We start from the raw sequence: 12,016 nt of genomic DNA, 5'->3' as shown, positions 1-12,016 counted from the left end.
TGTATCACAACATCATCTTGTATCACAACATCATCTTGTATCACAACATCATCTTGTATCACAACATCATCTTGTATCACAACATCATCTTGTACTCTATCTACATTGATGACTTGGGAAGGGTTGATGATGTTGTAGCTTTGAATTTCAACGACATTTTGTTCAAGGTTACTGGTTGATGGTACGGCATTCATGGCATAGTTGTGATTGATGGTGGAAAATAAACCACTTGGCTCAATCGCATTTTCTACACCGACCACCAGCGTGGTTTTTTTATTGCAAACCTCATCTGCAATATTAGTAGCGTCAGTCTTTATTGTTTGAGTTTCTGCCGTTTGGGTATGCTCACCTGTAACAATCACCGCATCTTCTATTTCTTGCTCTTGTGTAATATCTGGTGCGTCAATCACCGCCGATGAAATCACAACCGCATCTTCAATTTCAATTTCTGTTTCAATATCATGAATTTCAGCACTTAACACAAAGTAATCATCGTCATCATTTTCCATTTTAGATGAGTGAGCATCAACAGAAATTACTTTTAGGTTTTTATTGTCTTGATTAATCATGATTTTTTCCTAAAAATTGGCATAAATAAAACTAGGAATACCCGCAGGTGCTAAAATTGCCACTAACACAAAACCCACAAATAATGCCATATAAACCACAGCTTCTGGTATTTTATGAATAATGGTTGCCCCTTGTTTGGTGTATTTTCTCACAAAAGGATATAAAATCCAACACACCAATAACAGACTCAATAAATAATAGGGATTGTTATGCCATACAATGGCATTTGAGTTAAACAATAATGCTTTAAAAATTAACACCGTTTCTTCAAAGGTAGTTGCTCTAAACAATACAAATGCCAACGCCACAAAATTAATTGTAATGACTGTACCAATAACTTTGCCAATCACGCCTGTTTGTGCCAGATAATTGCGACCTGTTTCATGCTCAAACCGCCTTTGGCAAAAAACATCGCCAATATTTAACAAAAATATCGCCCCACCATGCAACAACCCCCAAAATAAAAAGTTTAGAGTTGAGCCATGCCAAATGCCTGACAACATCATGGCAATAAGCAAGTTGACCTGTGTTCGCCAAAACCCTAAACGATTGCCTCCCAATGGTATATAGATATAATCTCGTATCCATGTGGATAAGCTAATATGCCATCTATCCCAAAAATCTCGGATATTGTGGGCGATGAGTGGTGCATTAAAATTCATGGGCAAACGAAAACCCAACAGCATGGCAATGCCAACCACCATCTCACTATATCCAGAAAAATCCAAAAATAGTTGTAAGGTATAACCATAAATCGCTGTCAAAACTTCTAAACTATGAAAGCCTGTTGGGTTGGAAAAAACAGGATTTACCCAATTATCCGACAAATAGGTCGCAAGCCACCATTTTTTGGCAAGTGCCAATAAAATGAGTGCAAATGCCAATTTTGGCATGATGATTTGGCGTGGGGTTGTTGTGACAATTTGAGCATACATACCACAAGGATTGCCCTGTATGTCGTAAAGTCCTTTGGTATCATTGACACGAGCAATCGGCCCCGAGGTAATCGTTGGAAAAAATGACAAATAGGTTAATAATTGTATGGGAGTAAATATCGGCATGGGCGATATGTTTGGATTTTTTTGTTGGTTGTAAAGACTTACCAAATAACTAATCGCCTGAAACGAATAATAAGAAATCCCCAAAGGAAAAATGATGTTTGCCAAAATTCCTGATGAATCCAAATGTAGCATTTCCATACTGGTACTGATGACCGAACGGAAAAAATCATAATATTTAAAAATACTAAGATTGACAAGTGTAATACCAATGCCGACCCAAAGCCATTTTTTCTTATTTTTATAACGTTGCATATTAATGGCACAAAATGCGATTGCCACACTAAATACCAACAATATCAAAGACGCCAAAAAAGACGCCATAAGACCTATCATCAAATAGCTGGTAATGAGTAATATCAAATTTTGAATGTTTGTTTTTTGGTAAAATGCCCAATACACCACAAAAAACACAACAAATAATAAGGCAAATTCTACCGATAAAAAAGAAAACATGATTATCCTTTGTTAAACTCACCAAACGCACCAAAATATCCATCACAAGATTGGTACATTCCAAATCCGTGTTGTAAATTTAACGGTTAAAAAGATATAAAAATTTGCCTATTGTAGCAAAAATCCTTTGATGTGCCAACTATTTATAGACACAAACTTAGATATTTATCAGTAAACGTGCAAATTTTAGTAAGCTATGCTATACTTCTAGGCAAATTTGACCTTTTATAAGCATAAGGATTTATCATGTACGTTCACAACGCCCCCACCAACAATCTACCACCAACGATAATGCGTAGTGCCTTTTTCATCTCTGACGGAACTGCCATTACTGCTGAAACATTGGGGCGTTCATTGCTTAGTCAGTTTGGCGACGTCAAATTTGACATCAAGATTATTCCCTATGTGGACACCATCGAGTTGGCACAAGACGCTGTCAAACGCATTAATGAATCTTATCGCCTATCAGGGTTAAAACCTTTGGTATTTGACACCATCGTCAGTGATGAGATTCGTGCCATTATCAATGAAGCAGATGCTTGTAATTTGGACATATACGAAGGATTGATTGCTCGTATCGCAGACGAAATCGGACACAAGCCCGACCCTCATGCTGGCATGGCTCATGGACGTGTAGATAGCGAAGACTATAAAGCTCGTATTGATGCGGTGCATTTTGCCCTAGACAACGATGATGGGGCAAGAACAACACATTATGACGGTGCGGACATCATTTTGGTAGGATTATCTCGCTCTGGCAAAACACCCACATCGCTTTATCTTGCCTTGCAGTTTGGTATACGAGCCGCCAACTATCCTTTGACCGAAGATGATTTGGATACTAGCCAACTCCCAAAAGCTTTGCAACCTTATCGCCACAAATTATTTGGCTTAACCATTGACACCGACCGTTTGGTACGCATTCGCCAAGAGCGTAAAGCAGGCAGTCGCTATGCTTCACTTGCTCAATGCCAAGAAGAGCAACGTGCTATCCAAGCCATTTACACCACCCAAAAGATACCCAACCTTAATGTCTCTGAGATGAGCATTGAGGAGATTGCCACTCGCATTCTACAAATGACGGGACTGACTCGCCGAATTGGGTAACATAAAACAGACTGATTAATATGTGGTAAAATTATGAAACTAAGATTTACTTTTTTATTATCCTTGATGTGCCTAACCGCCTGTCAAAGCACGCCACCTGTACCAGAGCCACGCTATATCCCCAACATTAAACTAACCGATAGCGTTATATTAAACATATTGCCACACCGTGTACCTTGCCAATCCACCACGCCCATGCAATGTTTGCTTGTCAAACCCAATGACAACCCCGATGCTCGTATTTTTAGCATTGCCTATAACGACATTCAAGGTTTTGAACCCAGAATTGGCACAAGTTACACCATCAAAGCCCGCCAAGAGATTGACCAAAATAATGGCAAACCCACAGGGCAATGGCGACTTGAAGAAATTTTAAACCAAAACATTGTGAATCACTAGGATTTATCATGTCAAAAACACGCAAAAACCAAAAACAAGCCTCACAAGGAACTTCAATCATGAGCGAAACAGCCCCCAAAAACCCACCAGAAACCAAAGTTGCCAACATTGCCACTTCTCTTGATGAACACGACAGCAGTCATCTACTCATCAACCCCCTAGACGGACATCGTGTAGCACTTTCCCAAGCCAAGCCCAAAGCCAAACATGGCTATGAGTACGATGTGGTAGTACTTGGCGCTGGACCTGCAGGTGAAGCGGCTGCCATGAAACTTGCCAAATCAGGCAAAAAAGTTGCCGTGATTGACCCCCGAGACCAAGTCGGTGGCAACTGTGCTCACGTGGGAACAATCCCCAGTAAAGCCCTACGCCAATCGGTATTTAATATCATTGGCATGAGACGAGATCCCATTTTTAGCTCATTTACCGACAGCTTTCAAGTGCCACTTAATAAAGTATTAAGTAAAGCTCGCAAAGTAATTTTAAGCCAAGTCAATACCCACAAGATTTTTTATGAACGCAATCGTGTGGATTTGATTCAAGGTTGGGGCAAATTTGTGGATTTGCACACCCTACAAGTGGAGCAGACAGGACATCATGACGAAGGCACAAAAACCGTTACTTTTGAAAAAGCCATTATTGCGGTTGGTTCTCGCCCTTATCGCCCTGACTTTTTGGATTTTGACCACCCTCGTGTGTTTGATTCGGACAAAATCCTACAAATGGATTATGTCGCTCGCAAAATCATCATCTACGGGGCAGGCGTGATTGGTTGTGAATACGCTTCTATCTTTACAGGTCTAGGTTACGTGGTTGATTTGATTAACAACAAAGACCAGTTGTTAAGCTATCTTGACAACGAAATCTCGGACGCACTCTCTCACGATTTTCGTCAGTTTGGGGTACGTATTCGCAACAATGAGGAAATCGAACGTCTAGAAACTTTTGATGATTGTGTGATTTTACACCTAAAAAGTGGCAAAAAAATCAAATCAGATGCTCTGCTATGGTGCAATGGACGTTCTGGCAATACAGACGGTCTAAACTTAGAAGCCATCGGTCTAAGTGCCAATAGTCGTGGGCTTTTAGAAGTGGATAATACCTATTGCACCAATGTACCTCACATCTATGCCGTAGGTGATGTTATCGGTTGGCCATCACTGGCATCTGCCGCCTATGACCAAGGGCGTAATGCCGCCGCCTTTATGGTGGGCGATAAAGATGCCGAATTTGTCAACAGTGTGCCAACAGGCATTTATACCATTCCAGAGATTTCAAGCATCGGAGCTACCGAAGAAGATTTGACAAGGGATAAAATCCCCTATGAAGTTGGGCAAGCCTTCTTTAAGCACTTGGCTCGCTCACAAATCATCGGTGAACGCTCTGGCGTATTAAAAATCCTTTTCCACCGTGAAACATTAGAAATTTTGGGTATTCACTGCTATGGCAACCACGCCTCCGAGATTATCCACATCGGTCAAGCCGTCATGAAATGTGGTCATACGTTAGAATATTTTGTCAATACCACCTTTAACTACCCCACGATGGCAGAAGCCTACCGTGTGGCAGCCCTAAACGGTCTTAACCGAATTTTCTAAAATGACCAAATCCACCAAACCCAAAGATGATATTACCTTTGGGTTTTTTGCTTTTTATACTTTCTAATTTTCTTGTAATCATTGGGGCTTTTGGTTACAATAACCCAAATTTTAACTTTAATATTATGATGAAAATTTATCTAGCTCGCAACAATGTCCAAGCAGGACCTTATACCTTAGACGAACTCAACCGTATGCTATCTTCAGGCGAGGTCGTACTTGATGATTTGATGTGGCATACTGGCATGAGTGAATGGAAAACTGTTGGCGAAATGACTTATGGGCGACTTAACTATCAGCCAACTCAAAATATCACGCCACCAAGCTCCGTCAATCTATCAAAACCCCAAGAAAAGCATGGTTTTGGCGATAATGTTGATTTAAGAAAAGATGAAAAGCGAGTATCAGTTGCCGAGCTGTACGGACGTAAACCCGCCCAAGAAACATCATCACCACAAAGCACAACTGTCGTCATTACAAAAAACACACAAAAAGACGATGGTAAAATTGAGTATGCCAGTATTTTTGCTAGATTTACCGCGTTTGGCATCAATGTTGCTTTATACATGCTTGCTCTTATGCCACTTGTCATGGCATTTATGCAAGTGGTAGACATGAATGAAATTGCCAAACACGCCCAAGACTACGTTGCCCTACAAGCCTACGGTCAAAGCCTAGCAGGAAAAATCCCCACAACCACCGTTGCCATGAGCAACATGATGTTTTTTGCTCTGATTGGCATTCAGTTGCTACTCATCATCATGCGTGGGCAGTCCTTTGGTAAAATGGTCATGGGCATTCGGGTGGTAGATGAAAAAACAGGCAAGCTACCAAGTTTTGGTACACTGGTATTTATGCGAACGCTATTTTTGGTATTGATTTACGCCATTGGAACAAGTCTCATGTCAGGACTGCCTGCCATCATCATGCTTTTTGCCAATTATCTTATGGCAAAAGGCAGTGATAAAAAACAAGGTTGGCACGACAAAATGACTCGCACGCTCATCGTTAAAGCCAAACCTTCTCAACTAGACAAAACTAAAAAATAACCATGCAAACCTACTCTTTTACCAGCGAACAACTTGCCATGCTAGACAAAGTCCAGCTTCCTCATGACTGGAAAATGGCACTTGCTCCGTTTTTGTTGTCCGACACAATGGAAAAATTGCGAACATTTTTACGCCATGAGTACACACAAGGCAAGACAATTTACCCACCCAAATCATTGATTTTTAATGCGTTAAATAGCACGCCTTTATCATCGGTTAAAGTAGTAATTTTAGGGCAAGACCCCTATCACGGTGCAGGGCAAGCAATGGGCTTATCATTTAGCGTACCAAAGATTGTTCCAAAACCACCAAGCTTGCAAAACATCTTAAAAGAACTTGCCACCGATTTGAGCATACCTGTTTGTCCGCACGGTGATTTGACGCATTGGGCAAATCAAGGTGTGTTGCTACTCAATGCCACATTGACGGTTGAAGATGGCAAAGCAGGCAGTCATCAAAATCAAGGTTGGGAAGAATTTACTGACGCAGTGATTGATGTGATTAACAGACAAACCGACCAGACGGTTTTTATTTTGTGGGGCAGTTATGCCAAGAAAAAAGGACGATTTATTGACACTCGCCGTCATCTAATTTTGACCGCCAATCACCCATCTCCCCTGTCGGCCAATCGGGGCGGATTTTTTGGCACTCGTCCCTTTTCACAAACCAATAACTATCTTGTGGCACATGGCAAAACGCCGATTGATTGGGCGTTGCCGATTTAATCATTTTAAAGAACTTAAAAATCAACATAAGGTTTATTTTTGGCATTATGGTATTTTTGGTGGCGTGATATGGGGGGGTTGTGGTGAAATGGGCGAAGTGATTGTTTTTAGATGGATAAGTTATGAATGTTAGATATGATGCCAAAAAGTTGTTAAATGCCTTAAGTCAAACTGCTAACGCTCAAGTAATGCTACTGACCTTTTGTGTGCCAATAGATACTGATGATGTGAGTGAAATATTGTTAAGAAATTTACAAGCAGGGACTTTTCAGCATGAATTTATTTTACAAGATTTGGAAAATGAGTTTCCTAATTATTCTGATATTGCAATAAATGGAGATTGTGCTGTATTTGTACCAATGGCGTCAAAATTATGGAATGGCAAACAAGATTTGGAATGTCAAGAAATTAGTAAAAATACTTTTAAAGAGCATTTAATGGATTTGTTGTGCGGTGGTCAAATTTATAAAACCAAAAGACCATTAGTGAAATCAACTGCCAATCAAATGATTGATGAATGGTTTGATAGGCTTAATGAGCAAGCATGGCAAGCATTTTGGATAAAGCCTGATTTTTTATACACAACACAACAAGCAAAAGATTCTGGGCATATTTTTATGGGTTATTTTGAAAATTTTGGGCGTGATGTGTCAATAGCAATTAAAACAAAAGAAGCAATTTATTTGTTATTGGTTAATGGTTATTGCTGATTTTTAGTTGTCAGCATATTAAAAGATGTTTAAATAACCTCTTATATTTCATTTAAATAACAAAGCATTAAAATAATGATGTCTAATTTACAAAAAAACAACTTCCTAAAATCCACCAGTCAAATTTTATTAAAATCCAATGATGATTTTGATAATGACGACAAGCACTTTATGCAAATTGCCCTAGACTTGGCGACACAAGGAGCAAAGCTTGGCGAAGTACCTGTCGGAGCAGTGATTGTTCTTGATAATCAAATCATTGGGCAAGGTTTTAATTGCCCCATTTGTGAAAAAGATAGTACCGCCCACGCCGAAATACTCGCCATTCGTAGGGCGTGTAAAACATTGGATAATTATCGTTTAATGGGGGCAACCTTATATGTTACGCTTGAACCTTGCACCATGTGTTTAGGCGCAATTGTCCATTCAAGAATTGAACGGGTGGTATTTGGCACAAACGAACCAAAATCTGGCGTCGTCATTAGCCAAGAAAAATTTGCTGAAAAACGCTATTTTAATCATTATTTGATGATAGAGGGTGGATTATTTGCCGAACAGTCCAAAGCAATATTGCAGGGATTTTTTAAAGAAAGGCGAAAATCAAAAAAAGAACAACAATTAAGTTAAATCCCAACCCCTGTGTTTACTATAATGCTTTTTAAATTTTTCTATTTGATTTTTTAAGTTATCATCGCTCATATCAACACTCAATACGATTGCCTTTTTATCAAATACTTGCATACCAACATCAACACTATCATTATCAGAAATAAAAGCATTTTCCAAAACAATCATTGGTAAAAACTCAATAATTACCCTATTACCAAGTAAAAATGCTTATTCTTGAGTTTCCGCCCAAATCTTAAAATCTATCCTACCTTCATTTCTAGGGTCATCTTTTGTCACATAAGCATGGTAATAAAATAGTGTTTTTGTATTTTTATGGGTATCAAATTGCATTTCACTATTTTGGTTGGTATTAATTGGTATTTTGTTGCTTTTTCTAAATAATATGTCTTTTATTAAAGTAAATAATGACATACATTTCTCCAAAAAAATTACTATATTTTTAGCTATTTTATGTTAAAATATACCAAAAATCAAATAACGGTTGATTCAAATGACACACCCCATCATTACCATCGACGGTCCATCAGGTGCAGGCAAAGGCACGATTGCTTATCGCCTTGCCGAGTATTTTGACTTTAATTTATTAGATAGTGGTGCGTTGTATCGCATTGTGGGCTTGCTTGCGTTTAAACAAGGTATTTTGACCGCTGATATTTTAAATGGCAAAACGGACGATGAGTTTGAAACAAAAGTGGCAAATTTGACCCAATCTTTACAGCTTGATTTTGTGATTAACCAAGAACGCCAAGCGGTAGAAATCATCATTGATGGCAAGCCTTTGACGGACGACATTCGCACCGAGACAGTGGGGGCATACGCATCAAAGGTGGCAACTTTACCAAGCGTTCGCACCGCTTTGCTAGATGTTCAGCGAAATATGGCAGAACGGACAGGACTTGTGGCAGATGGGAGAGACATGGGGACGGTGATTTTTCCACAGGCGACTGCCAAGATTTTTTTAACTGCAAGTAGTCAAGCTCGTGCCGACCGCCGTGTTAAGCAGTTGATGAATAATGGAAAATCTGTTGATTATGATAAGATTTTGGCAGAAATCAACGCAAGGGACGAGCAAGACCAAAATCGTGCTGTTGCCCCCCTAAAACCTGCCAATGACGCACTGATGATTGACAGTTCTGATTTGAGTATTGATGAAGTATTTGAGCGGTGCGTGGCATTTATCAAGGAGAAACTGGCGTGATTGAGCTTGTGCCTTTGTCTACCAAACACCATGCCAGATTAGGCTATGAATTGGACGCAGTGCAAAGGCAATTTTCTGCCTTACCCAACGTTTGGTTTGGCAATCAAGATGACATTGCCCACAAAATCGCCATTTGTAATGATGGTGTGGCAGTGGGGTTTTTCGTACTAGATGCAGGACAAGATAAGGCGGATTATAGCAATAACCCAAAGGCGGTTTTGCTCCGCTCTATGTCAATCAACCCAACTCATCAAAGCAAAGGTTATGCCAAACAAGCGTTGAGCGACCAGTGTTTGGGTGCCTTTTGCAAGCAGTATTTGCCCGACTGTGATATGGTGGTGCTTGGGGTCAATCATGCCAACATCCCTGCTCAAAAATTGTACGAAAATGTAGGCTTTTTTCGTTGTCAAAGAACCGTCATGGGCAAACAGGGCTTACAATTTGTGTATGAATTAAAAATATAAATTGCGTTATTGTAAAATTTCTGTTATAATCGCAAAGATTTTTTGTGGATTGTTAAGCCAAAACTAGCACTTCTTAACAAAACCCACACAACGTGAACCGTACTGGCTAGACAGGCTACGGCTATTTTTAAGGTAAATTAAATGTTATCATTTGCTGAACTGTTTGAACAAAGCAATGCAAACGAAGTAAAAGTTGAGATTGGTGCAGTCATCGCAGGTAAAATCGTTGCGATTGATGAAAAATTGATTACTGTGGACACAGGTCTAAAGTCAGAAGGTGTGATTGACCGTGCCGAATTTCTAAATGAAGCAGGTGAGCTTGAAGTTGCGATTGGCGACACCGTTGATGTGGTTGTTGAAAAAGTAGACAACGGCATGGGTCAAACTGTCCTTTCTCGTGAAAAAGCCAAGCGTGAAGAAAGCTGGCGTGCATTGGAACAGTTGCACGAAAATGATGAAATCGTTACTGGTCTTATCTCATCTAAGGTCAAGGGTGGCTTTACCGTTGAGATTGGTTCTGTGCGTGCCTTCCTACCTGGTTCACTCATTGATGTTCGCCCTGTACGTGAAACCACTCACCTAGAAGGCAAAGAGTTTGAATTTAAAGTCATCAAAATTGACAAACTGCGCAACAACATCGTGGTATCTCGCCGTGCAGTAATGGAAGCTGAAAACAGTGCTGAACGTGATGAACTACTTGCCAAACTAGAAGAAGGCATGGAAGTTCAAGGCATTGTCAAAAACTTGACCGACTACGGTGCATTTGTTGATTTGGGTGGTATTGACGGTCTGCTACACATCACTGACATGGCTTGGAAACGTATCAAGCACCCATCAGAAGCGGTAGAAGTTGGTCAAGACTTGAAAGTTAAAGTATTGAAATTTGACCGTGAGCGTAACCGTGTAAGCCTAGGTCTAAAACAACTTGGTTCTGACCCATGGGGTGAAGTTGAAAAAACTTACCCAGTTGGCACCATCACCAAAGCTCGTGTTACCAACCTAACTGATTATGGTTGCTTCGCTGAAATCGCCGAAGGTATTGAAGGTTTGGTACACGTTTCTGAAATGGACCACACCAACAAAAACATCCACCCATCAAAAGTTGTTCAGGTGGGCGACGAAGTTAATGTGATGGTTCTAGAAATTGATGGTGAACGTCGTCGTATCAGCCTAGGTATCAAGCAAACTATGGCAAACCCATGGGAAGAGTTTGATAAAAAATACTCAAAAGGTGACAAAATCACTGGTACCATCAAATCTATCACCGACTTCGGTCTGTTCATCGGTTTAGAAGGTGGTATTGATGGTTTGGTGCATTTGTCTGACATCTCTTGGACTGAAAATGGTGAAGAGGCAATCCGTAGCTACACCAAAGGTGACACCGTTGAAGCACAAGTTCTACAAGTGGATGCAGAAGCCAACCGTATCAGCCTAGGCATCAAACAACTAAGCTCTGACTCATTTAGCGAATACCTAGCGAGCAATGAGCGTGGTGCTATCGTTAAAGGCACTGTTAAAGAAGTAGATGCAAAAGGTGCAGTCATCACCTTAGCTGATGATGTAGAAGGCTACCTATCAGTTGCTGACATCGCTCGTGAACGTACTGAAGATGCTTCTAAAGTACTAAATGTAGGTGATGAAGTTGAAGCTAAAATCGTCCGTGCTGACCGCAAATCTCGCAACATCACTTTGTCTATCAAAGCCAAAGATGAAGCCGAAGAACGTCAAGCACTTAAAGATTTACCAAATAGTGTAGACAACCAACCTAAAACTTTAGGTGATATCTTTGCTGACCAACTTAAAGGCTAAGCAATAGTCATCTAATAAGATGAAAAGTGGCAATGTTTTTCATTGCCACTTTTTTATTTCATACAACACTTGGTCTTACACTTAAATTTTGTAAAATGGTGGCATATTCTACCGTTATGACTTTCTATGGCAAAAGCCTCTTTCTTGCTTTGTAGGTGTTTTGATGTTGGAATAACTTCTTGATAAGACTTCCAATAATCACCACAAAACAAGACATTTGTGCTTAGCTGACTGCAATCTTTT

At 40.1% G+C, this 12,016-nt stretch carries 14 protein-coding genes and 1 pseudogene; 10 read left to right on the top strand and 5 right to left on the bottom strand.

The window, feature by feature from the left end:
* Positions 1-569: hypothetical protein (locus tag MOB01S_RS11120; RefSeq protein WP_157073987.1), on the bottom strand; the 569-nt coding region annotated here is incomplete at its 3' end.
* A 9-nt stretch (positions 570-578) separates the two neighbouring features.
* Positions 579-2,084: an MBOAT family O-acyltransferase gene (locus tag MOB01S_RS11115; protein ID WP_066805368.1), complete on the bottom strand. Its 1,506-nt coding sequence runs from the start codon at positions 2,082-2,084 to the stop codon at positions 579-581.
* Positions 2,085-2,330: 246 nt separating this feature from the next.
* Here MOB01S_RS11115 and ppsR point away from each other — a divergent pair, with 246 nt between their 5' ends.
* From ppsR to tadA, 7 genes are all read left to right on the top strand, one after another.
* Positions 2,331-3,191, top strand: a complete 861-nt coding sequence (gene ppsR / locus MOB01S_RS11110) for a posphoenolpyruvate synthetase regulatory kinase/phosphorylase PpsR (RefSeq protein WP_066805366.1) — start codon at positions 2,331-2,333, stop codon at positions 3,189-3,191.
* 33 nt (positions 3,192-3,224) lie between these two features.
* On the top strand, positions 3,225-3,590 hold the full coding sequence (locus MOB01S_RS11105; protein ID WP_066805365.1) for a DUF4377 domain-containing protein: 366 nt from the start codon (positions 3,225-3,227) through the stop codon (positions 3,588-3,590).
* 8 nt (positions 3,591-3,598) lie between these two features.
* Entirely contained in the window at positions 3,599-5,188 is a 1,590-nt protein-coding gene (gene sthA / locus MOB01S_RS11100) for a Si-specific NAD(P)(+) transhydrogenase (RefSeq protein WP_084349721.1), read from the top strand.
* Between the two features lie 128 nt (positions 5,189-5,316).
* Positions 5,317-6,237 carry an RDD family protein gene (locus MOB01S_RS11095; protein ID WP_169798151.1) on the top strand — a complete coding sequence of 307 codons (921 nt, stop codon included), beginning with the start codon at positions 5,317-5,319 and terminating at the stop codon, positions 6,235-6,237.
* A 2-nt stretch (positions 6,238-6,239) separates the two neighbouring features.
* A complete protein-coding gene (gene ung, locus MOB01S_RS11090; RefSeq protein WP_066805358.1) occupies positions 6,240-6,962 on the top strand; it encodes a uracil-DNA glycosylase in 723 nt (240 codons plus the stop codon).
* Positions 6,963-7,084: 122 nt separating this feature from the next.
* Positions 7,085-7,672 carry a hypothetical protein gene (locus MOB01S_RS11085; protein ID WP_066805355.1) on the top strand — a complete coding sequence of 196 codons (588 nt, stop codon included), beginning with the start codon at positions 7,085-7,087 and terminating at the stop codon, positions 7,670-7,672.
* Between the two features lie 78 nt (positions 7,673-7,750).
* A complete protein-coding gene (gene tadA, locus MOB01S_RS11080) occupies positions 7,751-8,299 on the top strand; it encodes a tRNA adenosine(34) deaminase TadA (RefSeq protein WP_084349722.1) in 549 nt (182 codons plus the stop codon).
* Here the strand turns inward: tadA and MOB01S_RS12440 are convergent.
* Together MOB01S_RS12440 and MOB01S_RS11075 are read right to left on the bottom strand one after the other, a co-directional pair.
* Positions 8,291-8,467 (bottom strand): hypothetical protein, encoded by a 177-nt coding sequence (locus tag MOB01S_RS12440; protein ID WP_157073986.1) that lies wholly within the window; start codon positions 8,465-8,467, stop codon positions 8,291-8,293. The two genes, tadA and MOB01S_RS12440, sit on opposite strands and share 9 nt — an antisense overlap.
* A 42-nt stretch (positions 8,468-8,509) precedes the next feature.
* Positions 8,510-8,713, bottom strand: coding sequence for a hypothetical protein (locus tag MOB01S_RS11075; protein WP_066805352.1), 204 nt, complete (start codon positions 8,711-8,713; stop codon positions 8,510-8,512).
* A 79-nt stretch (positions 8,714-8,792) separates the two neighbouring features.
* Between MOB01S_RS11075 and cmk the strand changes: the two genes are divergently transcribed.
* From cmk to rpsA, 3 genes are all read left to right on the top strand, one after another.
* Positions 8,793-9,500: a (d)CMP kinase gene (gene cmk, locus MOB01S_RS11070; RefSeq protein ID WP_066805350.1), complete on the top strand. Its 708-nt coding sequence runs from the start codon at positions 8,793-8,795 to the stop codon at positions 9,498-9,500.
* Complete coding sequence (locus MOB01S_RS11065) at positions 9,467-9,964, top strand: GNAT family N-acetyltransferase (RefSeq protein WP_084349720.1); 498 nt, start codon at positions 9,467-9,469, stop codon at positions 9,962-9,964. The genes cmk and MOB01S_RS11065 overlap by 34 nt, the downstream gene beginning before the upstream one ends.
* A 141-nt stretch (positions 9,965-10,105) precedes the next feature.
* Positions 10,106-11,773 carry a 30S ribosomal protein S1 gene (gene rpsA, locus MOB01S_RS11060; RefSeq protein ID WP_066805344.1) on the top strand — a complete coding sequence of 556 codons (1,668 nt, stop codon included), beginning with the start codon at positions 10,106-10,108 and terminating at the stop codon, positions 11,771-11,773.
* 53 nt (positions 11,774-11,826) lie between these two features.
* Here rpsA and MOB01S_RS12715 read toward each other — a convergent pair.
* Positions 11,827-12,016 (bottom strand): annotated as a pseudogene (locus MOB01S_RS12715) (hypothetical protein); the annotation flags it as partial.

This window comes from Moraxella oblonga NBRC 102422 (assembly GCF_001598275.1).
In the GTDB taxonomy this organism is placed as follows: Bacteria; Pseudomonadota; Gammaproteobacteria; order Pseudomonadales; family Moraxellaceae; genus Moraxella; species Moraxella oblonga.
This window is presented reverse-complemented; position numbering and strand designations above follow the sequence as displayed.

What these genes read in the sequence shown, in the direction of transcription:
- MOB01S_RS11115 (WP_066805368.1), bottom strand. Translation starts at nt 2,084, where the DNA reads ATGTTTTCTTTTTTATCGGTAGAATTTGCCTTATTATTTGTTGTGTTT.
- ppsR (WP_066805366.1), top strand. Translation starts at nt 2,331, where the DNA reads ATGTACGTTCACAACGCCCCCACCAACAATCTACCACCAACGATAATG.
- MOB01S_RS11105 (WP_066805365.1), top strand. Translation starts at nt 3,225, where the DNA reads ATGAAACTAAGATTTACTTTTTTATTATCCTTGATGTGCCTAACCGCC.
- sthA (WP_084349721.1), top strand. Translation starts at nt 3,599, where the DNA reads ATGTCAAAAACACGCAAAAACCAAAAACAAGCCTCACAAGGAACTTCA.
- MOB01S_RS11095 (WP_169798151.1), top strand. Translation starts at nt 5,317, where the DNA reads ATGAAAATTTATCTAGCTCGCAACAATGTCCAAGCAGGACCTTATACC.
- ung (WP_066805358.1), top strand. Translation starts at nt 6,240, where the DNA reads ATGCAAACCTACTCTTTTACCAGCGAACAACTTGCCATGCTAGACAAA.
- MOB01S_RS11085 (WP_066805355.1), top strand. Translation starts at nt 7,085, where the DNA reads ATGAATGTTAGATATGATGCCAAAAAGTTGTTAAATGCCTTAAGTCAA.
- tadA (WP_084349722.1), top strand. Translation starts at nt 7,751, where the DNA reads ATGTCTAATTTACAAAAAAACAACTTCCTAAAATCCACCAGTCAAATT.
- MOB01S_RS12440 (WP_157073986.1), bottom strand. Translation starts at nt 8,467, where the DNA reads ATGATTGTTTTGGAAAATGCTTTTATTTCTGATAATGATAGTGTTGAT.
- MOB01S_RS11075 (WP_066805352.1), bottom strand. Translation starts at nt 8,713, where the DNA reads ATGTCATTATTTACTTTAATAAAAGACATATTATTTAGAAAAAGCAAC.
- cmk (WP_066805350.1), top strand. Translation starts at nt 8,793, where the DNA reads ATGACACACCCCATCATTACCATCGACGGTCCATCAGGTGCAGGCAAA.
- rpsA (WP_066805344.1), top strand. Translation starts at nt 10,106, where the DNA reads ATGTTATCATTTGCTGAACTGTTTGAACAAAGCAATGCAAACGAAGTA.